Raw genomic sequence first — 25,688 nt, forward strand, 5'->3', positions numbered from 1 at the left:
CTGCGGGAAAGGGTTTTTCGATGGTGAATGTATTCGAACTGGCGTTGTACTGTACGGCTGTGGTGGTCATGATCGCAACACCTGGCCCAGTGATGTTGTTGGTTGCCAGTGCAGGTCTAAAAGGTGGGTATAAACAAGCCTTAAAAACCATTTTTGGGACGAATTTAGCCTCTTTGGTTCTTATTGTACTATCTGTGCTCATCTTAAAAGAATTTTTAAACATTGCAGAGCATTGGTTAAATGCGATTAAGATTTTAGGCTGCGTATATATTGCTTATCTTGGCTTTCAAATTTTAAAAGAAGCCATTGCACAAGAAACAGAAACATCACCTGTGCAACTAAAGGCGGTGCAGGGAGGCTTTAAGCAAGGTTTCTTGGTGGGTATTGCAAATCCGAAGGATATTATTTTCTTTGCTTCATTTTTCCCACAGTTCATTGGGGTCACCAGTAATGTCGATGTCAGCCTTGTACTATTGACCATTCTCTGGATTATTCTAGATTTCAGCACATTGTCTTTGGTTTATTTGGGTTTTAATAAACTATCGCAGTCCGCTTTGTACAATAAGTTATTAGGCGTTTGTGGTGCGATATTGTTCAGTATTGCGCTCTATGGTATTTATACTGTCTTTGCTTGATGCTGATGGTGCTGCATCAAAAAGCCTCCAACATGGAGGCTTTTTGATTAGGAGCCTAAAAATTAGACTCCGTGTTTAATGCGATATTGCACCAATTCTTCAATGGTGATCACAGTCAATTGATGCGTTTGCGCATATGCCAACACTTGAATGCCAGAGGCCATAGTCCCATCGGCATTGGTTAGTTCACACAAGACACCTGCTGGTTTTAAGCCTGCTAAACGTGCTAAATCAATCGTCCCTTCGGTATGACCGCGACGGGTGAGTACACCGCCTTGGCGTGCACGAAGCGGGAATACATGACCAGGGCGGTTTAAGTCGCTGGCAACAGCCCCATCTTTAATTGCTGCTTTGACTGTGGTGGTGCGATCTTGCGCAGACACACCTGTGGTCACGCCAGTTGCAGCTTCAATTGTCACCGTAAAAGCTGTTTTAAACTGACTTGAGTTATCTGACACCATAGGCATAAGCTCTAAATGATCGGCCAATTCATCGGTCAGACATAAACAGACAATACCAGAGCCATCACGAATCATGCGTGCCATTGTTTCGACGGTGAGAGTTTCAGCAGCAACAATGAGGTCGGCTTCGTTTTCACGGTCAAAGTCATCCATCACCAAAACAGGTTTGCCTTGGCGGATATCTTCTAAAGCTTGCTGGATACGTTGTTCAGCTGGAGAAAGGGCTGAAAAGAAAATTTCGGGTTGAATCAAACTAGACATTGAAACGCTCGCGTAAAATTGAAGTACGGTTGAACATTTCAGGACTTTGAAAAATTGGCGTAGCAATAAATCCTCACAGGTTTGCACCTGCGATTCTATTGGTCACGTCGTCTTCTTTCATCCGGACTATACCGTCGGCTTTGGAATTGAACCAAATCTGCGAGCCAAATAGATGATTTCTGCTTGGCTGGCTCGTGGGCTGATTCAGTCTGAGTCATTTAACTGAACTTACCACCGGTGGGGAATTACACCCCGCCCTGAAGCGATGTAAGCCCATTATAGTGCTAAATATTTAGAAAAACAGGGGGAGTTTTAGAATGATCAGTTTTATACATAGAACAATTTTTGCTATAGGGTTGTTTATGTTATTGGTTTGCTAAAGACCAACACTCTCTGTGTATGATTTCACTTAGTATGAGTTTAATGTTCAAAAATGAATATCTGAGAAAAACCATAAACATGAATAAGAAGTTTTTCTATAGTTTGAATGGTTTGAAATGATCAAGATAAAAATAAGAGTGAGGAGTTAGAATTGATCAAAATTCAACAATATGATTACCCTTGGAGTGCTGAATCCTTTATAAAGCATCTGCAAGTTTTTGGTTTTACACTCATTGCGGTCAGTATGTTGTATTTGGTTGCCGCCAATTGGTTTATGTTGCCACACAATATTCAGCTGGCTATTCCTCAGTTGTTATTATTCCTCAGTGCGGTTTGCAGCTTGTGGCTGACAAAACATGATTTTCTCGTGCAATGTTTACATAGTATCTGTGGTTTGATGATTGGTTTAAGTCTGGCTGTGATTGGTCAAATTTATCAAACGGGTGCTGACAGCTATTTATTATTTCTACTTTGGTCTGTGCTACTTTTACCGTGGTTATATCGTCCGAATATCGGTGTATTTTTTCTTTTATGTATTACCAGCCAATTGGCGCTGTTTCTGTTTTTTATCCAAACCTTTTGGGGAGACCAATATCCAGATCTCTTCTTAATCAGTATTCATGTATTTGCACTGATTCAATTCTATCTCTGCAATAAATATTATTCGAAACTCCGTTATTTATTCTTGCTGTGGTTTGCCATTCTCTCGGTTTGGCATATGGCGATGTATCTCTATGCGGATAAAAGCATTCTTTATTTCACAGTGTCTTTTCTCTTGTTGGGCATTTCACTGGCTTACTATTATCAAAATAAAGATCAGCTATGTAGCGCACTTTCAGCCGTTGGCTTAGGCATTAGCTTTACCTTGATCATTGTGAAGGCGGTGACGGAGTGGTTTGGTCAGAATGAAATTTTTGAATTATTTTTTATCGCACTGATTATTTTTGCGTGGTTTGCTTTCATCACTTACATGTTGATTAAATTTATTCCACATAGTCGTTTCAATGCTATTCCACTTGCTGTGGGAGCTTGGATTGCGGGCATCGTCTTTGCAACGTTGATGCTGACCTTTTGGGGAAATTTCTCTTTGATTATGGGCATTGTTTTTGTGGCTTTGGCGGCTTACTTATTGAAAGCTAAACAAAGTTTATTTTTAAGACAATTCGCTTATTGTCTCTGGGTTGCAGGACAAATTGCGGTCATCTTTCACACCGTTGATTTAATGAATCAAATTCTTCCTATTCTATTTTTACAATTGGCGATGCTAGCACTCGCTTATTTCATGCGAACACATTGGTTCTTTGTCTTTATTCAAATTTTGGGTTTATATGCAGCAGGTGTGGCGTGTATTTGGGATATCAATGCATATCTCAGTTGGCGTAATATTGTTGAAAATTTTGTTTATTTAGCACTTTGGAATTATGTTTTTTATCTGGGAATTCTGGCTATAAAATTCATACAGCCAATTGAATATCAACGCAGTGTATTGCTTGCATTGCTTGGGATTATTCTATTTTCCATGGGCTTTTATACTTTATTTGGAAAATATGAATTAGCGAAAATTGAGCACATTCCGATATTGGCTTTTGGCTTACCGATTTTATGGTTTGTACTTTTTGTCTTTTTACATATTCAAAAGCAGTTTCAATTATTTGCGCATTTTATTTTGACTGCTTTTGCAGTAGGGCTGATTTTTTATGGTTATTTCGATATTTTTATTTGTTTGGCCATCATTTCATGGGCATTAAAAACACAAGATAAAGTGATCTATGGATTTGCGCTGGCAACTTTCGCTTTAATTTTAGGGTTTTTATATTATTCCCTTGATGTGACCTTTCTAATTAAAAGTTTAAGCATGTTCTTGTCAGGTCTGATGTTGCTCTTGCTGACATTGAGCTTAATGCTATTTAAGCAAAAAGATGAGTTCGGCATATGAAGAAAATGATTCCTCTTGTTTTGGCGTTACTCAGCATCGCGGTATTTTTAGGCTTAATTTTTAAAAATGAATGGCACTTAAACAATAGTCAAACCATGTATGTGCGTTTGCAACCTGTAGACCCGCGTTCGATTATTCAGGGGGATTATATGGCGCTGAATTATCAACTTTATTTTGCGCATCAGCATTTGAGTCCAAAAAGTACCAGCCAAGCCAACAGCAATCAAGAAGATCAGATTTTTTCAGGTCATTATTTTGATGAAGTGATTAAGAACAAATCTTCGGTGCTCACTCATGTTGAACTCGATTCACAGAGGCGCGTGATCCATAGCTATTTTGAGTTGCCGAAAAATGTTCGTACAGCTCGACTGATTTTACAAAACCCGAATAATCGCTATAGCGAGCTTTATCCTGCATCGAGAAGTTTTTTATTCGCCGAAGGCCTGGAGCCGTGTTATCGCAATGCCAAATTTGCCGAACTTAAGCTTAAGGAAAATGGAAAGGCTTTACTGGTTAATCTTGTTGACTCCCATTTAAAGCTCCTAAATTGTGAAAGTTCTAAAAGCTGGCGGCAGGGCAGTTAATTATATTTAGTCATTCTGGCCATAAAAAAGCCCGCGAGGTGCGAGCTTTGGGAATCTGGTCGAATCGACTTAAGCGACTTGTACCGGAATACAGTTGGCAGTATGGCTGACGGTATTGTTTGGATTTGCATAGACCAAGCGTGGCTGATGTGCATTTGCTTCAGCTTCAGTGAAATCACCAAAAGTTGCAATAATGATGATATCGCCTACATCGGCTTGATGTGCAGCGCCACCATTGACTGAAATGATGCCTGAATTATCTTCGCCACGAATGGCATAAGTTGCAAAACGTTTACCATTGGTCACGTTCCACACATGAATTTCTTCGTATTCGCGAATGCCAGCTAAATCCATCAAAACGCCATCAATTGCACATGAACCTTCATAGTGTAATTCTGCATGTGTAACGTGAGCGCGGTGAATTTTGCATTTTAATAAACGAGATAGCATGGCTAGCGTCCCCTGAGTTGAACTAAGACTTTGATCATCATATGGTTGAATCAATTTCTACGACACTGGATAAGTGGGTAGGCTTGCGCATTTTGCGCTTAAATGATCTTTCTGACAAGCGGAATTGTCCAGCGATTTTTGAATGATCAGTTAGGCTTATAGGCATTAATTTGATTCATGGCTTGCTGTACTTCTGCATTCACCAGCATTTTGGTACGTGCGAGCGCATGTGAAATTGCATCATCCATTAACTTTTGTTCGCTGCTGGGCGCTTTACTGAGCACATGACCAGAAACACGGTCTTTGGCACCAGGATGACCGATTCCAATACGCAGGCGATGGAAGTTTGAACCAATATGCGGCACGATATCGCGTAGACCATTATGGCCACCGTGACCACCACCCGTTTTCAGACGAATGATACCAGGATTCATATCCAGTTCATCATGGGCAATCAGGATCGATTCAGGTGCGATATTGTAGAATTTGGCGAAAGGAACAACACTTTTACCGGAAAGGTTCATAAAGGTTGTAGGTAGAAGAAGACGAACGTCTTGACCTTCGATATTGCCACGACCACTAAATCCATTGAATTTCGGGTCTTTCTTGAGGGTAATGCCATATTGCTCTGCAAGGCGTTCTACGAACCAGGCCCCTGCATTATGGCGGGTTTGGGCATACTCAGAACCTGGGTTGCCCAAACCAACAATCAGTGAAATATTTGACACTAATTACACCAATAACACTTATGCGCGAACGAAGTCAGCGTGCATAGGCGTGTTTTTAGCTGGGTGACGTTGTAACGCTTTGATTTTAACGCTTTCAACTTTGTCGCCAACTTTGATTTCAACAACTTCTTCGAAGAAAGCGTTGTTTTCTAAAGCTTTAACAAGCTCACGAAGTTCTAAAGTAACAGCTACAGGTTCAGCAGCACCACCGTAGATGATAGCTGGAACTTGAGCAGCGTGACGAAGGCGGCGGCTCGCACCTTTCCCTTGGTTAGCTGCTTCACGCGCTTGAGCGTTTAATACGAAGTTTGCCATGATAGACATCCTTAATTTAAGTTTTAAATAAACTAGATCTGCGACCGACCTAGTGAGACAAAGCCCTGCACTGGGCAGGGCTTTTAAAATTCAGCGCTATATTATAGATAAGAATCAAACATTGCGCTAATAGATTCTTCGTTGTTAATACGACGAATTGTTTCAGCAACCATACTCGCAACTGAAACTTGGCGAATCTTACCAAGAGCTTGAGCTTCTTCAGAAAGAGGAATGGTGTCTGTAACGACCAATTCATCAATCACAGAGTTTTTCAAGTTTTCGATAGCTTTACCTGATAAAACAGGGTGAGTTGCATAAGCAACCACTTTGCGCGCACCAAATGTTTTCAATGCATCAGCAGCTTTACATAACGTACCTGCAGTATCCACCATGTCATCTACGATCACGCAGTCACGGCCTTTAACATCACCAATCAAGTGCATGACTTGTGATTCGTTTGCCTTTTGACGACGTTTGTCGATGATAGCAAGGTCAATATCGCCCATTTGTTTAGCAACAGCACGTGCACGAACGACACCGCCCACGTCAGGGGAAACCACCATGAGGTTATCATGTGATTGTTGACGAAGGTCAGCTAAAAGCGCTGGTGTACCGTAGATGTTGTCTACAGGGATATCGAAGAAACCTTGGATTTGGTCAGCGTGAAGGTCGATCATTACCACACGGTCAATTCCTACAGTTGTCAGCATATCTGCGACAACTTTTGCAGTAATTGGAACACGTGATGAACGAGGACGACGGTCTTGACGTGCATAACCGAAATAAGGAATCACTGCGGTAATACGACCAGCACTTGCACGACGCAAAGCATCAGCCATAACGAGGATTTCCATCAGGTTATCATTCGTTGGGGCACAAGTAGGTTGTACGATAAATACGTCTTTACCACGAACATTTTCAGTAATTTCGACAGCAATTTCACCGTCAGAAAATTGACCAATAGATGCAGCACCTAAAGGGATGTGCAAGTGGCTTACGACTTTTTGGGCGAATTGTGGATGTGCAGATCCACTAAAAACGACAAGATTGGGCATGAAGCACCCTTGGCGGTTGGCAATTTAGGAATTAGATGGCAGGGGTAGCTGGATTCGAACCAACGGATGCCGATATCAAAAACCGGTGCCTTACCACTTGGCGATACCCCTAATGCGGCAGAACTTTAATATTTTTGCGTCTTTCTGTCAAGGTAAATTAACAGTAGAACAGCAAAGTGTTGTTCTGTCTTTTTTGGAAAATGGCAGGGGTAGCTGGATTCGAACCAACGGATGCCGATATCAAAAACCGGTGCCTTACCACTTGGCGATACCCCTAAATTTGATTACTGTAAAATGGCAGGGGTAGCTGGATTCGAACCAACGGATGCCGATATCAAAAACCGGTGCCTTACCACTTGGCGATACCCCTAGTACAGTCATCTACAGGTGAAATAAAATGGCAGGGGTAGCTGGATTCGAACCAACGGATGCCGATATCAAAAACCGGTGCCTTACCACTTGGCGATACCCCTATCAGGTAACGTGGAAATGTCTTATTGGTGATTCATTCAAGCTGTTGACCAAGTAAGCTTTACATGGTGCATTTGCAAGAACATCATCAATGTTCATATCACTCGTTACTTCAGCAAAAACACAAGCACCTGTACCTGTAAGTTTTGCAACACCGAACTGGTCGAGATATTGCATTGCTTCATCTACTTCTGGATATAAACTTCTTGCCAAAGGCTCAAAATTATTTCCAAAATCAGATGGCTTTAACTGATAGGCGCAAAATTTAGAGCTCTTCGTGTTTCTTGTCAATGTTTTTTGTGAAAAAAGCAATTGAGTGCTGATAAAACAATCAGGTTTTAACACAATGTATTGTTTTTGATCTAAGTCTATGAATGTTAAGCGCTCACCTATACCTTCAGCCCATGCATTGCGACCATGGACAAAGATGGGAACGTCTGCGCCTAACTGAACCCCCAAGTCTGCTAGTTGCTCAGTATTTAGCCCGCACAGCCACAGTTGATTGACCACGATTAATGTCGTCGCGGCATCCGATGAACCACCACCTAAGCCTGCACCCATCGGAATATTTTTTTCAAGACGAATGGATAAACCGGTAGCTGTTTGTGCATAGGGCTTAAGTATCTGCGTCGCTTTATAAATCAAATTTTGACTCAAATCGACACTGTTTAAGCCTTCAATATGAATCTCTTGATCCTTACGAGGCTCAAATTCCAACCAATCACATAGATCGATCAACTGAAAAATACTTTGCAGTTCGTGGTAGCCGTTTTCACGGCGACCCGTAATGTGTAAAAATAAATTCAGCTTTGATGGGGCAGGGATACGGATCATAACGAGATAAACTAGCGGTTTTGAATGACCATTGTAATACGGTTTTCTGCACCATTTTCAAGTGCTTGTTTTAAAATCAACCGATTTGGCATATGGGCTTGTTCGTTATAGCTCAGCTCAACGCTCCAACCATCTTCAATGATCTGTATTGCGCGTTTGGCACTGTCACGTTGGATTTGTGCTTGAACTGTTGCGGGTTTGGCTTGAACCCAATTGACTAAATGGGTGATGGGTGCTTGCCAACCTGTTGCTGTTTTTAAAAGTTCTTCAGGAGTTTCAGCTTGGATGAGGCCAGTTTTAGCACTATTCAGGCTAACTTCACCTGGACGACCAGTAATTTGCGTCTTACCAACGCCTAAAATTCCACTGAGCTCAATATCAAACTCTTGTTGTTGTTGTACCCATGTGAAAAAAGCACTGCCTGTCTGTTCAGGTGTACGCACCCCAATTTTACCCTGTAAGCTAAAGTGTTGATCCGATTCGGTTTGTATGCTGTTTGGATCAAGCTGAGGTTTGGTAAATTGTTGACAGCCTGTTAGTGCCAAGCTACTTGCAGCAAGTAAGCTTAAGCTCAGATTTGAGAAAATACGCATAAAAACTATGAGCTCTTTTTCAGTTGTTGGGGTAACAATAAAGTATTGAGTTGATCCAATTGAGGATCATTTGGATGTTTTTGTTTGAGTTGTTGTAACACAGTGGAGAATTTTTGCAGATCACCGAGCATATAGACTGAACGCGCATAACGCACGCCAATGTTGACACTACCACTGATGAGGTAGGCTTTTTCTAAGACTTTGGCTGAAGTGCTAAAGTCATTTTGTAAGTAACAAATAAAGCCTAAGGTATCTAAGATGGAGGCTTGCTCAGGAGCATATTCTAAAGCATGTTCAACAAATCTACGCGCATCATCTAAGCGTCTGTTTTGCAAGGCTAAAGTGTATGCATAAGCATTGAGATAGGTTGGGCTATTGGGTTCAATACTTAACAGTTGATTGAGCAACTTTTCAAGTTTGTCTTTATCCGTATGTGGATCCAACATTAGCACTTCAGAATAGATCAGTTCAGGATCATCCGGTAAGTTTTTAATTGCCTCATCTAACAGTCGCATGGCCGCGGCTTTGTTATTCATGCGCTTTAAAATATCGGCTTGTGCCTGATACAAGAAGCTTGCATGTTGTGGATAGTTCACTCGCTCTTGGGTTAAAAAGCGTAAAGCATCATTGGGTTTGTTTTGCTGGGTATAGATACTGATGAGGCTACGACGAGATACGGTATACAGACTACCATCGACAAGACGATAGTAGGCTTTTGCTGTTTCAAAATGCTGTTTTCGTTCAGCATTCACCGCGAGATAGTAATAGGCTTCATTTTGATATTCGGCTGAATTACGTAGTTCAACCAGATATTTTTCCGCTTTTTCGTACTTCTTTAAGTCAATACTGGTTAACCCCGCAATAAACAAGGCTTCTTCTTGGTCAGGCCATTTTTTAATCAGGCTCTCAAGCTTGGTTAAGGCCTCATTCGACGCATTAATTTTAATCAGATATTTGGCTTCGGCTAAACGGATATCGACATTGTCGCGGTGTTTACGACTTGATTTTGCATACCAATTGCGGGTTTCTTCCTCTTGACCGAGTGCGCTGAGTAAGTTGGCTTTCATCAGGATGTAGCCTGTGACTTTTCCACGCTTTTTTAGGGCTTTATTAATGGTGGCTAGGGCTTGCTCAAGCTGTCCATTTTGCGCCTCTAAACCTGCAATCAACGCTAAAATAGAGGGGTTGTTCCGCTCTTTACTCGAACGTAACGCTTGGATGAGAATTTCTTGATCTTCAGGTTCTTCAGGAGCAATCCCCGCAAGGATTTGCTCTAAATCGGCATTGGCATCAATGTTTAGAATTTTGTCGAGTGTTTCAGCTGCAAGTTCATATTCATGTGCTTTAAGTGCAATGTGCGACAAATAAAATAAGGCTGGAACATCGGTGGGCTCTTGCACCACCCAATGCGTTGCAATGTCGAGTGCGGCATGCAAGTCATTTTGTTCAAGGGCAATATTTAAAGCACGCTGTTTAATGGTGGTGGAATTACTTTTAATCGCCAGCACAGTATAGTTGTGCAGGGCAGTCGCGCTGTCTTGGTAAGCCAGTGCAAATTCGGCAATCATACTTTGTTGAATTGCATCATAATTAGATAGCGAAAAATCTCCAGCTGCTCTAAGATGAGCACTAGATGCCATGCTACCGACGAGTAAGAATGTGGTAGAATATTGCTTAATTCTCGCGCCGCTCAGTCGGCAATGTGTTTGACGCAATTTTTCTTGATCCAAGTAATGCTTTTTATGACACCGTTATTGCACAATAGCATAAATTTAGCGAAATGATGATCTGATATGTCTTTCTTTGCATTGGGTGTCAACCATCAAACCGCCTCCGTAGAATTGCGTGAGCAAATTGCATTTAACCCTGAAAAGTTAACGCAACTGCTTGAGCAACAAGGCCAAAACCAAGACTTAAATGAAATGGTAGTGGTGTCTACGTGTAACAGAACAGAAGTGTATGCCATGTCTGAAAACTCAGATATGGTATTGAACTGGCTCGCCCAAGCAAATGGCATAGATGTTAAACAATTGTTGAATCATGTATACCGTTATGAAAATGCGCAGGCTGTCACTCACTTGATGCGTGTTGCAAGCGGTTTAGATTCACTCATGCTTGGTGAACCGCAAATTTTGGGGCAGGTTAAATCTGCATTATCTCTAGCGAAGACGGCTCATACTGTTTCTCCTCATTTAAACCGAATTTTTGAATATGCCTTCTATGCGGCGAAACGCGTCCGCTCTGAAACGGCTGTGGGTAGTCATGCCGTATCGATGGGCTACGCGGTGGCTCAGCTGGCATTACAAGTGTTTAGTAAGCCTGAAAAGTTGACGGTCATGGTGGTGGCTGCGGGCGAAATGAATAGCTTAGTTGCGAAGCATTTGGCTGAAATGGGAGTCGCAAAAATCCTCATTTGTAACCGTACACGTGAACGGGCTGAAACTTTGGCTCAAGAAATAGCTCATCGTGTAGATGTTGAAATCATTGAATTTGATCAGTTGGCCAATAACTTAGCGCGTGCAGATGTCATTTCCAGTTGTACCGGTAGTTTACATCAAGTGATTCATTATCCAGATGTCAAAGCTGCTTTAAAAAAGCGTCGTTATCAACAAATGTTGATGGTGGATTTGGCTGTTCCGCGTGATATCGATCCGAAAGTGGAAAGTTTGGATGGCGTCTATTTATATGGCGTAGATGATTTGCAGTCGGTGATTGATGAAAACCTTGCTCAACGTCGTCAGGCGGCGGTTGAAGCTGAGGTGATGGTCAACCAATTAGCAACCGAATTGGTGACCCAGCAGAAGGTTAATCTCGCAGGTGAAACCATCCATGCTTACCGTCAGCAAGGTGAACAGTTAAGACAAGAAGAATTAGATCTAGCGCTGGCACGGATTGCGAAAGGAGAAAAGCCTGAACGGGTGATGCAAGAGTTTGCACATCGTTTGACGCAGAAGTTGCTACATCCGACCTCGATTATGCTGCGTGAAGCAGCCAAATCAGAAGATCCAAGTCATTTTGAACAAATGCAAACGTGTTTAAATGAGACTTTTGCTAAACGTCGTAAAACTAAAAAGTAAATCTAAATATAAAAATGCAATAGGTTTAAGTAATCAGTCTTAAACCTATTTTTTTGGTCAATTCATTCAGTTTTTGACGTAGATTACGCGATTCAAGCAGGCTTAAAGGCGCTTTTAGTTTTTGGCGCAAATATTTTTCTTCAAGCGAGAGAGCATATTCACTGGCCAGTTTGTCGGCCATTTCAGGTGTTTTGGTCAGAACTTCAATATTGGTGCGCTGCATAATATCGGCAATTGCGTTGGCATAACGGCTACATGCACCCAAAACATAATAGGTTGCCAGTTCTTGGTCATCAGGTAAATCATCAAAGATGCCATCTAAGACTTGTAGCACATGCGCTAAAAGTTCATCTTCAGGTAAATAGGCGCGTAGAGTTTCAAAGTGAATATACAAAAACGGGTGATGGATCAGAACGGCGAGGGCGAAGTCTTCATCTTTGGTGCGAATATTAAAAGACAACGAGGCATCGTTGCTGACTTGAGGTGTCCAGCGACGACCAAAACCGAGTTTTTCTTTAAAGGATTGATTCAGCAAATAACGGAAAGAGCCTGTTTTGGGCAATAAGTCCGTCAGTTGACGTAACTCACTCATGACCTGACTTTTACCTTCAGGGCTACTGATGTCATGGTTCTGCGTTAGATGTGCAAAAACAAAGTCTGATAGAAGAGGAGCCTGTTGGAGCAGTTTATTAAAGTTTTCAATACCTTCGCGACGAATCAGTGAGTCAGGGTCATGATCATTTGGTAAAACAAAAAACTTCAGCTCGCGACCATCATTGAGCAACGGTAATGCAATTTCTAAAGTACGGCGAGCCGCTTTTTGTCCAGCTACGTCACCATCGAAGGCAATGGTAATACGGTTGTTTTGTTTAAACAGAATATTTAAGTGTTCGGTGTTACTGGCAGTTCCTAAGGTCGCCACAGCACCTGCAATCCCATACTGCTGTAGCGCAATCACATCCATATAGCCTTCGACCATCAGCCAGTCTTGGGCTTTTTGTTTACGGCCTTCATATAAACCATAAAGTAATTGGTTTTTATGAAATACTTCAGAGTCTGGCGAGTTGATGTATTTGGGTTTAATTTCGTCATTTAAGGCACGACCACCGAAGCCCACTACGCGACCTTTGGCATCGCGAATCGGAAATATGACACGATCCCGCAACAAGTCAAAGTCACGACCGTTGTCGCTGGTGCGAATCAATCCGAGTAGCTTTAAGCCTTCGATATCTTGCGGAAAGGCTTTTTCTAAGTGTTGCCAGTCTTCAGGTGCATAACCTAAACGCCAATATGCAATGGTATCTCGGCTGAGACCACGCTGTTTAAAGTACTGCTGAGCAGAGCGACTATGCGGTAGTTGTTGCTCATAGTATTGCGCAATACTTTCTAACAGGTCGTATAAGTTGCCTTCCTGAACGGGGGCGGTGTTGAATCCCTCGAAAGTATCAAAATCAGCGTAGCCTTCTTGGTAGTCCATGGACTGAAATTCAGCAAAAGGATCATGCTCAATCTGAAACTCAGGTTGTGCTGGAGCTGGCTCAGTTTTCTTCGCTTCTGCGACATCGACCTGTGGTTTTTGGACAGGTTTAGCTTCGCGCTTATACACCAGTTTTTTCGAGTCACGGTTGTCTTTTGGAAGTTCGATACCTGTTTGGCTCGACAAATCCTTCATCACATCAATAAAGCTACGACTGTCGATGTCCATTAAAAAACGAATGGCATTACCATTGGCCTGACAACCAAAACAGTGGAAATACTGTTTGTCACGATACACGTGAAAAGATGGTGATTTTTCTTGATGGAACGGACAACAGCCTGAATAGGTGCGACCTGACTTTTTAAGTTTCACACGTTGACCAATCAGGTCGACAATGTCGGTCCGATCTAAAATTTGGTCAATGGTGTGTTGAGGAATAGCCATGTCGAATCGTCAGTCGCTGATGTTTTGAACCGTGAAAAGAAGCCGAGATGGAGGTTTTAAAATGCAAAAAACCATCGAATCTAGATTGTTTTGTATACCTTTTAGGCGTTTTGATCAAGCGGAAATCGTACAAAACAAAAGGGCAAGTATGATAACTTGCCCTTTCTAAAATAGCGAATATTTCAGAGGAATTATTCGGTTTCAGTATTGATGTTTTGCTGTGTTTTAGGACGATCCAGTAAACCGAAACTGATACGGTTGGTAAAGCTGCGCTCTGTTGTTTGTTTCGGCTGTTCGATTTTTTCTTCAGAACTGTTTTGTTCTTCGCGACCAAACACACCTAAAGTCGCACGGTTGACCCAACTTGCTTCTTTACGTGCAGCGCGTAAGTTCACTTCACCATTCGATTTTACTAAATTTGGATAATTTAGTTTCAAGACATCGGTATATTGTTGAGCAGTTTGCTTGTCGCCCAATTGGTCATACGAATAAGCAACAGTTGCTAAAGCTTCAGGCACTTGAGGGCTTTGTGGATAATGTTCAATCACCCATTGAGCACGCTCTAGTGCTGCGACCCATGCTTTACGTTTGATATTAAAGCGTGCTGCATTCATTTCGCTTTCAGCCAACTCATTACTGATAAACTTCATGCGTTGTGCGGCATCTACAGCATAAGTGCTTGAAGGGTAACGACGAATAAAGTCTACGAAGTTTTGATATGCCACTTTAAGATAGCTCACATCGCGATGTGCTTGCTTTAAAGATGTATAGCGAATCAAACCATCATAGTTTTGTTCCATATTAGCTACGCCACGGACATAGTAGGCATAGTCCACATTTGGATGTTGAGGGTTCAAACGAATGAAACGATCAGCCAGTGCAATCGCACCTTCATAATCTTTTTGCTGAAACTTCACATAGAGCAGCTCTAGTTGAGCTTGTTGCGCATATTCACCTGTAGGGTAATAGGTATCTAATGCTTCTAAGTGTTTTGCAGCGTCGGTATATTGACCACTTTGCAGTGCTTTTTCTGCTTTTTGAATATAAACCTGTTCACTCGATTGTGGACCGGTATCTACCACTTCTTTCTTGGGATTGCTGCTACAGCCTACCATTGCAGATGCAATGCCAATCGTTAGAGCAAGCATTGTCATTTTATAATGTGGTAGCGACATAAAAATTCCTCTGTTAATACGGGCAATGAGCTACAATTGCGCTATTAAATCACTTTTATTTGAATGATCAAATGGCTCAAGCACAATCTTCCGATCCAAATTTCCCTGAAACTGATTTCAATTTACTTGAAGATTCTGAGGATGCAGATAACCATACTTCAAGCTCTACTGCAACACGTTTATCGTTGCAATTTCAATTGGATGAAACTTATCTCGGACAGCGTATAGACCAAGTTGCAGCAACGATTTGGAGCGACTTTTCGCGTGAAAAACTCAAACAGTGGCTAAAAGAAGGCCATTTGTTGGTAAATGGTAACAGTGTCAAACCGAAATATAAATGTGAAGGATTTGAACTGTTAACCCTTGAAGTTGAGTTAGAAGCCCAAACTCGTAGTCTGCCTGAAGATATTCCGCTGGATATCGTCTATGAAGATGACGACATTATTGTTGTTAATAAACCTGTTGGGATGGTGGTTCACCCAGGTGCGGGCAACTCATCGGGTACGTTGGTCAATGCATTATTGCATCACTATCCAAAATCGGCAGAACTGACTCGTGCGGGATTGGTGCATCGTATTGATAAAGATACGTCAGGCTTATTGGTCGTTGCGAAAAATTTAGAAGCGCAATTTTCACTGAGCAAGCAATTGGCGAAAAAAACGGTTTACCGTGTTTATGACCTGATTGTGTATGGCAATGTGATTGCTGGCGGCACGGTGGATGAGCCGATTAAACGTCACCCTGTAGATCGTGTCAAAATGGCGGTATTACCAGGTGGTAAAGACGCTGTAACACACTACAACGTGAAAGAACGCTTCCAACATTTCACCCGTATTCAAGCTCGTCTTGAAACTGGACGTACACATCAAATTCGTGTGCATTTTAGTTATATTGGTTTTGGTTTAGTTGGCGATCCTGTGTATATGCCACGTGTACGCGTGCCCGCAGGTGCAACAGAACTTTTAGATGAGACTTTACGTAGTTTCAGACGCCAAGCCTTGCATGCAGCAGAGCTCGGTTTGAAACACCCTCGTACAGGTGAAGAAATGTTGTTTAAAGCGCCGTGGCCTGCAGACTTGGCGACCCTTGTCGATGTACTCCGTACGGAGAACAAAGCCTACTAAGTTATAGCTGAATCATCATAAGGACCATATATGCAATTTGTTCAAGGACTTCCGGCAGGTGTTTTTGTGGGGCAAACCCGTGTGCATCATGATCGTGCTTTAGAAACCACTCAATCTGAACTACAAGGCTTTAATTTGGCTTTGCATGTACAGGATGATGCTGCACGTGTGCAACAGCATCGCATGATCTTGCTCGAAGAATTTGCAGGCTATGGGGTCGATAAAATCACGTGGATGACGCAAACTCACAGCACCATTTGCCGTGTAGTGAATGAGCAAATTGACTTTGATGCTCAAGAAGGGGATGGTTTGGTGACGCAGCGCCCGAAGCATGCCCTGATGATGATGACAGCCGATTGTTTGCCAGTGGTTTTAGGCAATGCGGATGGAACTGAAGTGGCCAATTTGCATGCAGGTTGGCGTGGGTTGGCACATGGCATTATTGAAAATACCATTGCCAGTATGAATACTCAGCCGACATGGGCTTGGTTGGGTGCGGCTATTAGCCAACCTTGTTTTGAAATTGGGGCGGAAGTAAAAGAAGCTTTTTGTTCAAAGTATGCTGAGCTTGAGTCTGCATTTCAAACAGGTGCACAAGCTGGAAAATATTATGCTGACTTATATGCGATCGCAAAATTCATTCTAAAACAGCATGGTGTTCAAGTGGTTTCTGGCGGTGATCAGTGTTCATTTAGCCAGTCTGATGAATATTTTTCGTATCGCCGTCATGCCAAAACTGGGCGTATGGCGACCTTTGTGTTTATGCAATAGTTTTGGCTTTTGATGAAGTGCTTGGCTGTTTTAATCCTTGCACTTACTCCCCACTTAGCGAGTGGAAGTGTTAAACTTAACTCAATTCTTTGGTCTTAAAAGTTTCCATGTCTGTACCTGATCTTGTTTCTGCTGCACCTGTTCATGTGTGTGTGGTTTATCATAGCGCCTATGGTCATACGGCGAAAGTCGCTCAGTATATTGCACAAGGTGCAGAGCAGGCGGGTGCTGATGTGCATTTAATTTCTGTTGCTGCAGTGCAGTGGGACTTGTTAGATCAGGCCGATATTATTGTGATGGGTTGCCCAACGTATATGGGCAGTCTTACAGCAGCGCTTAAGCAGTTTATGGAAGATTCCTCTAAGCGTTGGTTAGCACGGGCTTGGCAAGGAAAACTGGCTGCAGGCTTTACCAATGGTGGTGGCTTAAGTGGCGATAAACTGGCGGTATTACAACAGATTAATTTATTTGCTATGCAGCATGGTATGTTGTGGGCTGGTTTACCGTTTATGCCGACGGGACGTAGCCAACACGATATTAATCGGATGTCGAGCTTTTTAGGCTTGATGACGCAGTCAGACAACGCCAGTATTGAAATAACCCCACCCGAAGGCGACTTGGAAACTGCTCGAAAGTTCGGAAAATATTTGGTCGAGCTAAAAGCTGATTATTAATAATAAAAAACCTCCACATGGGAGGTTTTTTATTATTTATGCATAATACGGGCTTTATCACGTTGCCAGTCACGGTCTTTTTCCGTGGCACGTTTGTCATGCAGCTGTTTGCCTTTCACTAAAGCGATTTCTAATTTCGCACGTGGTCCTTTCCAATAAGCAACAAGCGGAACACACGAATAACCTTTTTGATTGACTGCGCCGAGTAGCTTATCGAGTTCACGACGGTTCAACAATAATTTACGGGTACGGGTCGCTTCAGGAACAATGTGCGTAGATGCACTGAGTAAAGGCTGAATTTGAGCACCGAACAGGAAAGCTTCACCATTTTTAAAGGTGATATAACTCTCAGACAGCGTCATACGACCTGCACGTAATGATTTCACTTCCCAGCCTTGCAGTGACAGGCCAGCTTCAAATTTTTCTTCAATAAAATAGTCGTGACGTGCACGTTTATTCTGTGCAATCGTCCCGCTGGTATTTTTTTTAACTACAGTTGCTTTCGCCATAATCAATTACTTCCAACAATGTACCTATTGTGCCTTAAAGCAGGGTTAAGGTGAAGTTTTTTCAAATTTATGGAGTTTCTTCACCTATAAAACAAGTTTTTGCTAAAATGTGGCTCTACAAAATCAACAGAGTAAAAATGGATGTCTAAAACTCGCGTCATTTACCCGGGGACTTTTGATCCAATTACCAATGGTCATATTGATTTGGTTACACGTGCATCACGTATGTTTGATGAAGTGGTGGTAGCCATTGCCATTGGTCATCATAAAAACCCTCTCTTTAGTTTAGAAGAGCGTGTGAGCTTGGCCAAAGCATCATTAAGCCATCTTGATAATGTTGAGTTTGTAGGTTTTGATGGTTTGTTGGTGAATTTCTTCCGTGAACATAAAGCAACGGCTGTACTGCGAGGATTGCGTGCAGTGTCTGACTTTGAATACGAGTTCCAGTTAGCCAATATGAACCGTCAACTTGATTCACACTTTGAGGCGGTATTTTTAACGCCGTCAGAACAGTATTCATTTATTTCATCGACGTTGATTCGTGAAATAGCACGTTTAAAAGGTGATGTGACTAAGTTTGTACCGCAAGCTGTGGTTGCTGCTTTTGAACGTAAACATCAACAAGGTTGGTAGCGTGTCTTTATATATAACCGATGAATGCATCAATTGTGATGTTTGTGAACCTGTGTGTCCCAATGAAGCCATTTTCATGGGGGAATTGATTTATGAAATCAATCCAGACTTATGCACAGAGTGTATCGGACATTATGATAAACCCCAGTGTCAATTGTTCTGTCCAGTGGATTGTATTCCGTTGGATCCCAATCATGCGGAAACTGAGGATGAGCTCATGGATAAATATAAAAAGCTGATTGCTCAAAAAAGCGCAAGCAATTAAGTCTAAGATTTGATACTATGCGCCTCGAAGTGAGCCAGACGATCGCTGCTGTGGAGATCTCCGTGATTGAAGCAGGGGAGGAAAGTCCGGGCTTCATAGGGCAAGGTGCCAGGTAACGCCTGGGCGGCGTGAGCCGACGGAAAGTGCAGCAGAGAGTAGACCGCCTTCATTATGGTTTCGAGCAATCGAAATCGGAGGTAAGGGTGAAAGGGTGCGGTAAGAGCGCACCGCATGGCTGGTAACAGTTCATGGCATGGTAAACCCCACCGGAAGCAAGACCAAATAGGGATCCTTTAGGCATGGCCCATGCTGGATCCGGGTAGGTCGCTTGAGCGTATGAGTGATTGTACGCCTAGAGGAATGATCGTTCTCGACAGAACCCGGCTTATCGGCTCACTTCAACAAATTTTGATCAATTAAGCGCGCAAGGTACTTGACGTACTGGTGAGAAAACCACATAATGCGCGCACAGTTTACGGCTATGTAGCTCAGTTGGTTAGAGCACCGCACTCATAATGCGGGGGTCACAAGTTCAAGTCTCGTCATAGCCACCATTTTTATAGACCACGTTCCAAAACGTGGTCTTTTTTTATCCTTATTTTGGGCTTAATATCCACCCCCAATTTGCGTTTGTTGTTGTGAAGAAACTTCCTGAGCAGTAATTTTCTGCTGATTATCTGTTTCAATTAAATAGGTGGAAGAACGTTTTTTTGAAATTAAGCCAAACTGATAGCGAGCGGTGAGTTGAACATAATTTTCTAGATTTTTTGCACGATGACGTGGTTCTAATTTGAAAATATATTGTGCAAATTCTTCAGCATAACTTGGATTATTGAGTAAATTAGGATCGGTAATCGTGGCTAAATAATAATGTTGAGTTGGATTTATACCTTCCTCATTTTTAGGCAGGATGAGATAACCATAATCAAATTGGCTTAATTCCTTAAATTTTAGATTTTGTAAGGAAATAGGAATATAGTCTTGATCACTTGTAATACTGTTCCAAACTTGTAACCCTGAAAAAATTAAAACTAAAATAGTCGCGATGTAAAAATGTACATTCCATGTTGTAGAAATAGTCTTGGGTTCACTCCCATTCTTTATGACAATTGTGTGGGCTAGATAGTCGTGAATAGAGCGGCGATTTTTTCGGTTAAAAATATATAAATAAAGTATAGAAATCAGTAAGCTACCTAATAGTATCGTAAAGATGCTATTCAATACTGGGTGAAAAAGTAGCGTAAAAGACATTAAGCAGAAAGGGGCATATAAAATTGCCGAGCGTAGAAATGAGGCGGATAGGCTGAGATACTGCTGATCTAGTTTGACGACTTTAATGGATTGAAGAATTTTGCCAATTGTTTGTCCATTATTGTTAACGCTATTGCAATAAGTAAAATATAGAACAACGAAAAGATAACCAATTAATGTTATGAGTATAGGGTATTCATAAGGAAATTTACCTAATAGGCTAGAGATAATGTTACAGAAAGCACCGATGAGCAAAGCATCAATGATAAATGCGAAGCTTCTACGCCAAAAGCCTGCAATATAAGGTTGTGTATCAGGTGATACATCATTTTCAATTGTATTATCCAAAATAATGACTCATGCTGTTATAAAATTATTGGTTTTAATGTTAAAAGTAATCAGTGATTAAAAAGTTTTAATCACTTTATTAAATAGTGAGCTGTTTTACAGAATTGTAGAGATGAAATCAATAATTCGAAGAGATTCTTTTTATTTATATTGAGTTGATACTTCTGCAATTTTAATCCTTGGAAGCTATTTTGGATCTGCATATAGGCAGTACATTATTCTGCAAAAATTTATTTTTTTAGCCTGTAATTTTATTCTCTGTTCAGTTTAGCTGTGCGTAATGCATAGCTTTAGCATTTAGCATTGCAACTTCAAATTGTTCAGATGGTAATTTTTTGAACATGATGTAAGTGTTGTTGGATCTTGTTGAGCTGTGCCATGCATCGTTTTTGTTGCATGTTCTATAAGTGTTGATAGATGATTCATTTGGCAACATCTATGTGAGCGTTATTATAATTGACCAAGACTGGACTCACGAGGTGGCATGCACTTAGTATTGTTATGAGTGTAGCAATAAGCAAGGATTTGATCTGAGTAAGGATAATTTTCTTTATGTATTTAGCTATTGTGCCCTATGTTTTTTTACTAAATATGTATTAATTTTAAACATTTAATTATCAATTGTTTAAATGCTGATCATTGGGGTGAGGTGGGGCTTGACGGGTGTTTAATATGTATAGATAATGCCCCCACAGTTTACGGCTATGTAGCTCAGTTGGTTAGAGCACCGCACTCATAATGCGGGGGTCACAAGTTCAAGTCTCGTCATAGCCACCATTTTAAAAGACCAAGCTCTCAGCTTGGTCTCTTTTTTTGTGCGTAAAAAATAGATTTGAATATGTCGATATAAAAAAGCCCAAACACATGTTTGGGCTTTTTTATTGGAGAAAGTGCTTATAGGCCAGCTTTCCAGCCATTCATGATTGGGTAGCGACGTTCACGGCTAAATGCACGTGAGCTGATACGCGGACCAATTGCACCTTGGCGACGTTTGTATTCATTGAAATCAACCAAACGAATTACTTTTGCAACCACTTCAGCATCAAAGCCTTTGCCAATGATGTCATCTTGGCTCATATCTTCTTCGATATAGGCATACAAAATGGCATCCAGTACATCATATGGCGGTAAAGAGTCTTGGTCTTTTTGATCTGGACGTAGCTCTGCTGAAGGTGGGCGAGTAATCACACGCTCAGGAATCACAGGCTTGTCTGAAATGCTGTTACGGTATTTCGCAAGTTCAAACACAATGGTTTTATACACATCTTTCAGTACCGCAAAACCACCCACCATGTCACCATAGAGCGTGCAGTAGCCCACCGCCAATTCTGATTTATTGCCTGTAGACAGGACTAAATTACCAAATTTGTTGGATAAACCCATCAGCAGTGTACCACGGGCACGCGCTTGTAAGTTTTCTTCAGTTGCATCCGCAGGGCTGTTACCAAAGAACGGATAAAGTGTTTGCATAAAGCTGTTCACAATTGGGTTGATTTCAGCAATCCCAAAAGTCACCCCCATACTCTTCGCTTGTTCAGCAGCATCTTCTACACTGATTTGAGCGGTATAGGTATATGGCATCATTACGGCTTGGACTTTGTCGGCGCCAATCGCATCAGCTGCAATGGCAAGAGTTAGAGCTGAGTCGATCCCGCCTGATAAACCCAAAATCACCCCAGGGAAACCTGAGCGCTGTACATAGTCGCGAGTCGCCATCACTAAGCTTTGATAAATCTCTGCCATAGTGTCTAAAGCAGGCGGCAGCGCATTGGCCTTAAAGGCTTGTTGTTCTGCTTCGTATTCAGCGAAATACAGAGACTCTTTAAAGCTTTCTGCTTGAAGTACAACCGAGCCATTTTTGGCAATCACGAAGCTTGTACCATCAAAGATCAGGTCGTCTTGACCGCCGACTTGGTTGGCATAAACCAAGTTGAGGTTCATTTGTTTCGCCAATGCAGACATGGTTTCAACACGGTGCTGCGGCTTACCGACTTCATATGGTGAAGCATTTAAGACCAAAGCCGTTTCTACATTGAGCTGTGCCAGTTGTTGTACGGTTGAAAGTGACCAAACATCTTCACAAATCAACACACCAAACTTATGACCCAGATATTCAAAAACAAGGTGTTGATGCCCTTCGGTGAAGTAGCGCTTTTCATCAAATACGCTATAGTTTGGCAAGTTTTGTTTGTTATACACACCCAAAACTTGTCCATCTTTCATGACCGCAGCGGCGTTGTAGCGTTGACCATCTTCGGTTTGGTTGACAAAACCAAAGACCATCACAATGTCTTTTACTGTTTTAAGTTGTTCAAAAACTTGTTGCGTGCGTTTGGTTAGGCTTGGACGTAGAAGTAAATCTTCTGCTGGGTAACCAATGCTCGAAAGTTCTGGAAAAATAATTAAATCAGCATTTTGTTTTTTTGCTTCATTGGCCTGCTCCAACATTTTTTGGGCATTTGCTTCAAGGTTGCCAATGTGCGGAGAGAACTGTGCAAGTGCAATTTTAAAACTTTTCATTTCCAACTAAATCCTATACCTATAGGGATATACACGACGATTGAGTTTGTTATAGCTATAAGTTCTACGTGGTGTAAGTGACGATAAACAAATAGAAGTATTAATCAATAATAAGTGCGAATACTATATACGAAATGCGATTTTTTTTAAGGGATATTCTAAAAAAAATCCGTAAATGTCCTTAAAAAGAACAAATTGTTCTAATGTCTTTATGGAGTGTGATTGTGTGGTTTCAACCGCTTTTACAAAAAATACAGCAAAAGTTTGAACTTAAAAACAGGCCCTTGACTGAAGGGGAGAAAAAGTTTGCCAGCAGTATTTTTGGGAACAGTCTGAACATGGATTCGGTTCGAATTATCGCGCATCGGGCAGTGCTGCCTCATTATGCGATTAGCCCCAATGGACATGTCTATTTTAATATCAAAGACTGGTGCGAAAACTTTGCCGACCAACCGATTCATCAACAAGCTTGGTTGATTCATGAATTAACGCATGTTTGGCAAATTCAGCAGGGACTCGCTGTAGTCCGTAAGGCACTTTTTAACCGTCAATATCGTTATGCATTAAAACAAGGCAAGCAGTTTTTAAGCTATGGCATTGAACAGCAGGCGCAAATGGTGCAAGACTATTTTCTCAAAAAACACTATGGCGAAGAATGCTCAGCCTATGAACAGTGTATTCCCTTTGTGGCACACAAAGCCTCGTTCTGACCCCGATAGATAAATCTGTGGAGTGATTGTTAGACAACAGATTTTAAAGTCATAAATTGCAAATCATTTGAAGAAAAATGCCAGTGGCATAGGGGAAGCGGACTCTTATTTTGAATGCAAAGCACAGGTAAAAATCGTGAGATTGAGCCTAAAAAATGAGCTAAAAATAAGAAGGAATGTCCTATGCGTATCGCTCTTCCATTGAAAGGCAAAGCCAGCCAAATTTTTGCAGGACCCGTATTCGATGCTGAAAAACAGTCTGCGATTATTCCAATTCGGCATAGGAAATTTGACTTTGAAGCTGAGAAAATTGATCCCAAATTTTACTTAAATGCGGAGCTAGCCAGTGCTTACTTTGCATCTCTCTCGATCTTTCTGACCTATGGTGAAGACTTGGTGATTGATACCGCCCGTTATCACCGCGATTTCCTCACAGACCCTGTATTAAAACAACGTGTGACGTCTTTAATTGGACAGGAGGCACTGCATTCAAAGCTACATGAAGAATTGAACGATACTTTTAAACAGGTTGATTTACCCGTTGGCATTTTTCGTTATTTAGCCGAAATCGTTTTTGACTACGGTTTTAACCGTTTACCACAGCCGATGAAATTGTCTTTAATGGCAGGCATTGAACATTTTACCGCAGTGCTGTCTGAATACATGATGAACCATGAAGAGATTTTTTTCGATTCTCAAGACGAAAAGCAACGGGCGATTTGGATGTGGCACATGCTAGAGGAATCTGAGCACAAAGACATTGCGTATGATGTGTTTCAATCACTTTCCAATAACTATGCCTTACGTATTGCGGGTTTTTTCCCAGCCATTATCACTATTTTACTGCTGATCTCTGTGGCGTCAGTTTTTGTTCCGTTTTATCGCAAACCGTCTAATTTGGTGAGTCTCAGCTATTGGAAGGATGTGCCGCGGAGTTTCAGTCTCTTGTTTGGGCTGAAACGTGGTGTTTATGGCAGTAGTTGGATGCATATTTTTGACTATTTACGTCCGAGCTTTCATCCGAATGATTATGACACTTCTGCATTTTTAGATTATTACAAAGAGCGTTTACTACATCCTGAAACAGGAGTATTAACCCCCTATTTCACCAAAGAATTTACTCCAGCACTTAAATCATAAAGAGGAGGTTATGACATGGGACTGTTGAGTAAAAAAAATAAACCAAGTCAAAAGGCCTATGCAGTTGTAACGGGTGCAGGTAGTGGAATTGGTCGTAGCTTTGCATTGGAACTGGCAAAACGCGGTGGTGATGTCATCTGTGCAGATATTGACTTAAGCTCGGCACAGGAGACGGTAGATTTAATTCAGTCGATGACATCTACGTCAGCCTATGCGGTGCATTGTGATGTTGGATTAAAAGAATCTGTACACGCTTTGGTGGAGCAAGCGGAACAGCTTTTGGGACATCCTGTTACTTTGCTCATCAATAATGCGGGAGTTGGGCTAGGTGGTAAGTTTGATGAGGTGTCGCTGGAGGATTGGCAGTGGTGTATGCATGTCAACCTGTGGGGGGTAATTCATGGTTGCCACTACTTTGTACCCAAATTTAAACAGCAAGGTTTTGGTGCCATTATCAATGTGGCATCGGCAGCGGGCTATACCGCAGCCCCTGAGATGACAGCGTATAACGTGACCAAGTCTAGTGTTTTGGCACTATCAGAAACCTTAGCTTCAGAGCTTCATACCTATAACATTGCAGTCAATGTGCTGTGCCCAACCTTGGTGCCGACCAATATTATGAAGAATGGGCGTTTGCCAAGTCGCTATTCTGGACTGGCTGACAAACTGCTGATGAACCATGCGTTTACCACCAGTGATGCTGTAGTCAAAAAAACATTAAATCGCTTAGATGCGGGCAAGCTTTATACCATTCCACAACCTGATGCCAAATTGTTCTGGTGGATGAAGCGTGCATCGCCAAGCTTATACGTCAAACTTTTAGGTTTGGGTTACCCACTGTTTAATCAAATCACAAAATAAGAATA

Annotated in this window: 25 protein-coding genes, 6 tRNA genes, 1 other RNA gene and 1 riboswitch; of the genes, 15 read left to right on the plus strand and 17 right to left on the minus strand. The window is 41.7% G+C overall.

Annotated features, from left to right (window positions below; translation table 11 throughout):
* Nucleotides 1-20 precede the first annotated feature (20 nt).
* Nucleotides 21-635 (plus strand): LysE family translocator, encoded by a 615-nt coding sequence (locus AC4MDD_RS04515; protein ID WP_419276329.1) that lies wholly within the window; start codon nucleotides 21-23, stop codon nucleotides 633-635.
* Nucleotides 636-697: 62 nt separating this feature from the next.
* Here the strand turns inward: AC4MDD_RS04515 and ribB are convergent, their stop codons facing one another.
* On the minus strand, nucleotides 698-1,357 hold the full coding sequence (ribB, locus tag AC4MDD_RS04520; RefSeq protein WP_168158174.1) for a 3,4-dihydroxy-2-butanone-4-phosphate synthase: 660 nt from the start codon (nucleotides 1,355-1,357) through the stop codon (nucleotides 698-700).
* Between the two features lie 105 nt (nucleotides 1,358-1,462).
* Nucleotides 1,463-1,625, minus strand: a riboswitch (FMN riboswitch).
* A gap of 264 nt (nucleotides 1,626-1,889) precedes the next feature.
* Between ribB and AC4MDD_RS04525 the strand changes: the two genes are divergently transcribed.
* The gene (locus AC4MDD_RS04525) at nucleotides 1,890-3,674 is read left to right on the plus strand and encodes a DUF2157 domain-containing protein (RefSeq protein ID WP_491882365.1); all 1,785 of its coding nucleotides are present in this window, start codon (nucleotides 1,890-1,892) and stop codon (nucleotides 3,672-3,674) included.
* Nucleotides 3,671-4,258, plus strand: a complete 588-nt coding sequence (locus AC4MDD_RS04530; RefSeq protein ID WP_491882366.1) for a GDYXXLXY domain-containing protein — start codon at nucleotides 3,671-3,673, stop codon at nucleotides 4,256-4,258. The genes AC4MDD_RS04525 and AC4MDD_RS04530 overlap by 4 nt, the downstream gene beginning before the upstream one ends.
* A 69-nt stretch (nucleotides 4,259-4,327) precedes the next feature.
* Here the strand turns inward: AC4MDD_RS04530 and panD are convergent, their stop codons facing one another.
* The 11 genes from panD to AC4MDD_RS04585 all read right to left on the minus strand — a co-directional run bounded on the left by panD (nucleotide 4,328) and on the right by AC4MDD_RS04585 (nucleotide 10,419).
* Nucleotides 4,328-4,708: an aspartate 1-decarboxylase gene (gene panD / locus AC4MDD_RS04535; RefSeq protein ID WP_005097743.1), complete on the minus strand. Its 381-nt coding sequence runs from the start codon at nucleotides 4,706-4,708 to the stop codon at nucleotides 4,328-4,330.
* A gap of 146 nt (nucleotides 4,709-4,854) precedes the next feature.
* The gene (gene pth / locus AC4MDD_RS04540) at nucleotides 4,855-5,436 is read right to left on the minus strand and encodes an aminoacyl-tRNA hydrolase (RefSeq protein ID WP_005097742.1); all 582 of its coding nucleotides are present in this window, start codon (nucleotides 5,434-5,436) and stop codon (nucleotides 4,855-4,857) included.
* An 18-nt stretch (nucleotides 5,437-5,454) separates the two neighbouring features.
* The gene (gene rplY, locus AC4MDD_RS04545) at nucleotides 5,455-5,751 is read right to left on the minus strand and encodes a 50S ribosomal protein L25 (RefSeq protein ID WP_004695511.1); all 297 of its coding nucleotides are present in this window, start codon (nucleotides 5,749-5,751) and stop codon (nucleotides 5,455-5,457) included.
* A 101-nt stretch (nucleotides 5,752-5,852) separates the two neighbouring features.
* Entirely contained in the window at nucleotides 5,853-6,806 is a 954-nt protein-coding gene (locus AC4MDD_RS04550; protein WP_004695513.1) for a ribose-phosphate pyrophosphokinase, read from the minus strand.
* Between the two features lie 36 nt (nucleotides 6,807-6,842).
* Nucleotides 6,843-6,917, minus strand: a tRNA-Gln gene (locus AC4MDD_RS04555).
* A 90-nt stretch (nucleotides 6,918-7,007) separates the two neighbouring features.
* Nucleotides 7,008-7,082, minus strand: a tRNA-Gln gene (locus AC4MDD_RS04560).
* Between the two features lie 19 nt (nucleotides 7,083-7,101).
* Nucleotides 7,102-7,176 (minus strand) — tRNA-Gln (locus AC4MDD_RS04565).
* Between the two features lie 28 nt (nucleotides 7,177-7,204).
* Nucleotides 7,205-7,279: transfer RNA gene (locus AC4MDD_RS04570), tRNA-Gln, on the minus strand.
* Nucleotide 7,280: 1 nt separating this feature from the next.
* Entirely contained in the window at nucleotides 7,281-8,111 is an 831-nt protein-coding gene (ispE, locus tag AC4MDD_RS04575) for a 4-(cytidine 5'-diphospho)-2-C-methyl-D-erythritol kinase (RefSeq protein WP_491882367.1), read from the minus strand.
* A gap of 11 nt (nucleotides 8,112-8,122) precedes the next feature.
* Nucleotides 8,123-8,704, minus strand: a complete 582-nt coding sequence (gene lolB / locus AC4MDD_RS04580; RefSeq protein ID WP_491882368.1) for a lipoprotein insertase outer membrane protein LolB — start codon at nucleotides 8,702-8,704, stop codon at nucleotides 8,123-8,125.
* A gap of 5 nt (nucleotides 8,705-8,709) precedes the next feature.
* On the minus strand, nucleotides 8,710-10,419 hold the full coding sequence (locus AC4MDD_RS04585) for a tetratricopeptide repeat protein (protein WP_491882369.1): 1,710 nt from the start codon (nucleotides 10,417-10,419) through the stop codon (nucleotides 8,710-8,712).
* A gap of 78 nt (nucleotides 10,420-10,497) precedes the next feature.
* On the opposite strand from AC4MDD_RS04585, the gene hemA reads away from it, so the two are divergent.
* The gene (hemA, locus tag AC4MDD_RS04590; RefSeq protein ID WP_491882370.1) at nucleotides 10,498-11,781 is read left to right on the plus strand and encodes a glutamyl-tRNA reductase; all 1,284 of its coding nucleotides are present in this window, start codon (nucleotides 10,498-10,500) and stop codon (nucleotides 11,779-11,781) included.
* A gap of 25 nt (nucleotides 11,782-11,806) precedes the next feature.
* On the opposite strand, the gene AC4MDD_RS04595 is transcribed toward hemA, so the two are convergent.
* Nucleotides 11,807-13,702, minus strand: a complete 1,896-nt coding sequence (locus AC4MDD_RS04595) for a DNA primase (RefSeq protein WP_491882371.1) — start codon at nucleotides 13,700-13,702, stop codon at nucleotides 11,807-11,809.
* Between the two features lie 191 nt (nucleotides 13,703-13,893).
* A complete protein-coding gene (locus AC4MDD_RS04600; protein WP_491882372.1) occupies nucleotides 13,894-14,877 on the minus strand; it encodes an outer membrane protein assembly factor BamD in 984 nt (327 codons plus the stop codon).
* A gap of 71 nt (nucleotides 14,878-14,948) precedes the next feature.
* Here AC4MDD_RS04600 and rluD point away from each other — a divergent pair, with 71 nt between their 5' ends.
* From rluD to AC4MDD_RS04615, 3 genes are all read left to right on the plus strand, one after another.
* Nucleotides 14,949-16,001, plus strand: a complete 1,053-nt coding sequence (gene rluD, locus AC4MDD_RS04605) for a 23S rRNA pseudouridine(1911/1915/1917) synthase RluD (RefSeq protein ID WP_087012731.1) — start codon at nucleotides 14,949-14,951, stop codon at nucleotides 15,999-16,001.
* Nucleotides 16,002-16,031: 30 nt separating this feature from the next.
* A complete protein-coding gene (gene pgeF, locus AC4MDD_RS04610; protein WP_201952151.1) occupies nucleotides 16,032-16,772 on the plus strand; it encodes a peptidoglycan editing factor PgeF in 741 nt (246 codons plus the stop codon).
* Nucleotides 16,773-16,879: 107 nt separating this feature from the next.
* Nucleotides 16,880-17,446, plus strand: coding sequence for a flavodoxin family protein (locus AC4MDD_RS04615; protein ID WP_005400401.1), 567 nt, complete (start codon nucleotides 16,880-16,882; stop codon nucleotides 17,444-17,446).
* Nucleotides 17,447-17,478: 32 nt separating this feature from the next.
* On the opposite strand, the gene smpB is transcribed toward AC4MDD_RS04615, so the two are convergent.
* Nucleotides 17,479-17,955: an SsrA-binding protein SmpB gene (gene smpB, locus AC4MDD_RS04620; protein WP_004695532.1), complete on the minus strand. Its 477-nt coding sequence runs from the start codon at nucleotides 17,953-17,955 to the stop codon at nucleotides 17,479-17,481.
* A gap of 141 nt (nucleotides 17,956-18,096) precedes the next feature.
* Between smpB and coaD the strand changes: the two genes are divergently transcribed.
* From coaD to AC4MDD_RS04640, 4 genes are all read left to right on the plus strand, one after another.
* A complete protein-coding gene (gene coaD / locus AC4MDD_RS04625) occupies nucleotides 18,097-18,588 on the plus strand; it encodes a pantetheine-phosphate adenylyltransferase (protein WP_491882373.1) in 492 nt (163 codons plus the stop codon).
* 1 nt (nucleotide 18,589) lies between these two features.
* The gene (locus tag AC4MDD_RS04630; RefSeq protein WP_004695536.1) at nucleotides 18,590-18,853 is read left to right on the plus strand and encodes a YfhL family 4Fe-4S dicluster ferredoxin; all 264 of its coding nucleotides are present in this window, start codon (nucleotides 18,590-18,592) and stop codon (nucleotides 18,851-18,853) included.
* 26 nt (nucleotides 18,854-18,879) lie between these two features.
* Nucleotides 18,880-19,257, plus strand: an RNA gene (gene rnpB, locus AC4MDD_RS04635) — RNase P RNA component class A.
* Between the two features lie 73 nt (nucleotides 19,258-19,330).
* Nucleotides 19,331-19,407 (plus strand) — tRNA-Met (locus AC4MDD_RS04640).
* Between the two features lie 52 nt (nucleotides 19,408-19,459).
* Here the strand turns inward: AC4MDD_RS04640 and AC4MDD_RS04645 are convergent.
* Complete coding sequence (locus AC4MDD_RS04645) at nucleotides 19,460-20,452, minus strand: RDD family protein (RefSeq protein WP_078389147.1); 993 nt, start codon at nucleotides 20,450-20,452, stop codon at nucleotides 19,460-19,462.
* Nucleotides 20,453-21,152: 700 nt separating this feature from the next.
* Between AC4MDD_RS04645 and AC4MDD_RS04650 the strand changes: the two genes are divergently transcribed.
* A tRNA-Met gene (locus AC4MDD_RS04650) sits at nucleotides 21,153-21,229 on the plus strand.
* A 117-nt stretch (nucleotides 21,230-21,346) separates the two neighbouring features.
* On the opposite strand, the gene AC4MDD_RS04655 is transcribed toward AC4MDD_RS04650, so the two are convergent.
* Nucleotides 21,347-22,972 (minus strand): NAD+ synthase, encoded by a 1,626-nt coding sequence (locus AC4MDD_RS04655; protein WP_491882374.1) that lies wholly within the window; start codon nucleotides 22,970-22,972, stop codon nucleotides 21,347-21,349.
* 203 nt (nucleotides 22,973-23,175) lie between these two features.
* Here AC4MDD_RS04655 and AC4MDD_RS04660 point away from each other — a divergent pair, with 203 nt between their 5' ends.
* The 3 genes from AC4MDD_RS04660 (at nucleotide 23,176) to AC4MDD_RS04670 (ending at nucleotide 25,683) form a co-directional block, all read left to right on the plus strand.
* Complete coding sequence (locus AC4MDD_RS04660; protein WP_078425310.1) at nucleotides 23,176-23,682, plus strand: type IV secretion protein Rhs; 507 nt, start codon at nucleotides 23,176-23,178, stop codon at nucleotides 23,680-23,682.
* A gap of 183 nt (nucleotides 23,683-23,865) precedes the next feature.
* Nucleotides 23,866-24,822 (plus strand): metal-dependent hydrolase, encoded by a 957-nt coding sequence (locus AC4MDD_RS04665; RefSeq protein WP_491882375.1) that lies wholly within the window; start codon nucleotides 23,866-23,868, stop codon nucleotides 24,820-24,822.
* Nucleotides 24,823-24,837: 15 nt separating this feature from the next.
* Nucleotides 24,838-25,683 (plus strand): SDR family NAD(P)-dependent oxidoreductase, encoded by an 846-nt coding sequence (locus AC4MDD_RS04670; protein ID WP_279733489.1) that lies wholly within the window; start codon nucleotides 24,838-24,840, stop codon nucleotides 25,681-25,683.
* Nucleotides 25,684-25,688 lie beyond the last annotated feature (5 nt).

This window comes from Acinetobacter sp. CAU_H_29a_1, assembly GCF_058599505.1.

Bases quoted from the DNA above. Each gene is read 5' to 3' on its own strand.
- AC4MDD_RS04515 (WP_419276329.1), top strand. From the start codon at position 21: ATGGTGAATGTATTCGAACTGGCGTTGTACTGTACGGCTGTGGTGGTC.
- ribB (WP_168158174.1), bottom strand. From the start codon at position 1,357: ATGTCTAGTTTGATTCAACCCGAAATTTTCTTTTCAGCCCTTTCTCCA.
- AC4MDD_RS04530 (WP_491882366.1), top strand. From the start codon at position 3,671: ATGAAGAAAATGATTCCTCTTGTTTTGGCGTTACTCAGCATCGCGGTA.
- panD (WP_005097743.1), bottom strand. From the start codon at position 4,708: ATGCTATCTCGTTTATTAAAATGCAAAATTCACCGCGCTCACGTTACA.
- rplY (WP_004695511.1), bottom strand. From the start codon at position 5,751: ATGGCAAACTTCGTATTAAACGCTCAAGCGCGTGAAGCAGCTAACCAA.
- AC4MDD_RS04550 (WP_004695513.1), bottom strand. From the start codon at position 6,806: ATGCCCAATCTTGTCGTTTTTAGTGGATCTGCACATCCACAATTCGCC.
- ispE (WP_491882367.1), bottom strand. From the start codon at position 8,111: ATGATCCGTATCCCTGCCCCATCAAAGCTGAATTTATTTTTACACATT.
- lolB (WP_491882368.1), bottom strand. From the start codon at position 8,704: ATGCGTATTTTCTCAAATCTGAGCTTAAGCTTACTTGCTGCAAGTAGC.
- hemA (WP_491882370.1), top strand. From the start codon at position 10,498: ATGTCTTTCTTTGCATTGGGTGTCAACCATCAAACCGCCTCCGTAGAA.
- AC4MDD_RS04595 (WP_491882371.1), bottom strand. From the start codon at position 13,702: ATGGCTATTCCTCAACACACCATTGACCAAATTTTAGATCGGACCGAC.
- AC4MDD_RS04600 (WP_491882372.1), bottom strand. From the start codon at position 14,877: ATGTCGCTACCACATTATAAAATGACAATGCTTGCTCTAACGATTGGC.
- rluD (WP_087012731.1), top strand. From the start codon at position 14,949: ATGGCTCAAGCACAATCTTCCGATCCAAATTTCCCTGAAACTGATTTC.
- pgeF (WP_201952151.1), top strand. From the start codon at position 16,032: ATGCAATTTGTTCAAGGACTTCCGGCAGGTGTTTTTGTGGGGCAAACC.
- AC4MDD_RS04615 (WP_005400401.1), top strand. From the start codon at position 16,880: ATGTCTGTACCTGATCTTGTTTCTGCTGCACCTGTTCATGTGTGTGTG.
- smpB (WP_004695532.1), bottom strand. From the start codon at position 17,955: ATGGCGAAAGCAACTGTAGTTAAAAAAAATACCAGCGGGACGATTGCA.
- coaD (WP_491882373.1), top strand. From the start codon at position 18,097: ATGTCTAAAACTCGCGTCATTTACCCGGGGACTTTTGATCCAATTACC.
- AC4MDD_RS04655 (WP_491882374.1), bottom strand. From the start codon at position 22,972: ATGAAAAGTTTTAAAATTGCACTTGCACAGTTCTCTCCGCACATTGGC.
- AC4MDD_RS04660 (WP_078425310.1), top strand. From the start codon at position 23,176: ATGTCTTTATGGAGTGTGATTGTGTGGTTTCAACCGCTTTTACAAAAA.
- AC4MDD_RS04665 (WP_491882375.1), top strand. From the start codon at position 23,866: ATGCGTATCGCTCTTCCATTGAAAGGCAAAGCCAGCCAAATTTTTGCA.
- AC4MDD_RS04670 (WP_279733489.1), top strand. From the start codon at position 24,838: ATGGGACTGTTGAGTAAAAAAAATAAACCAAGTCAAAAGGCCTATGCA.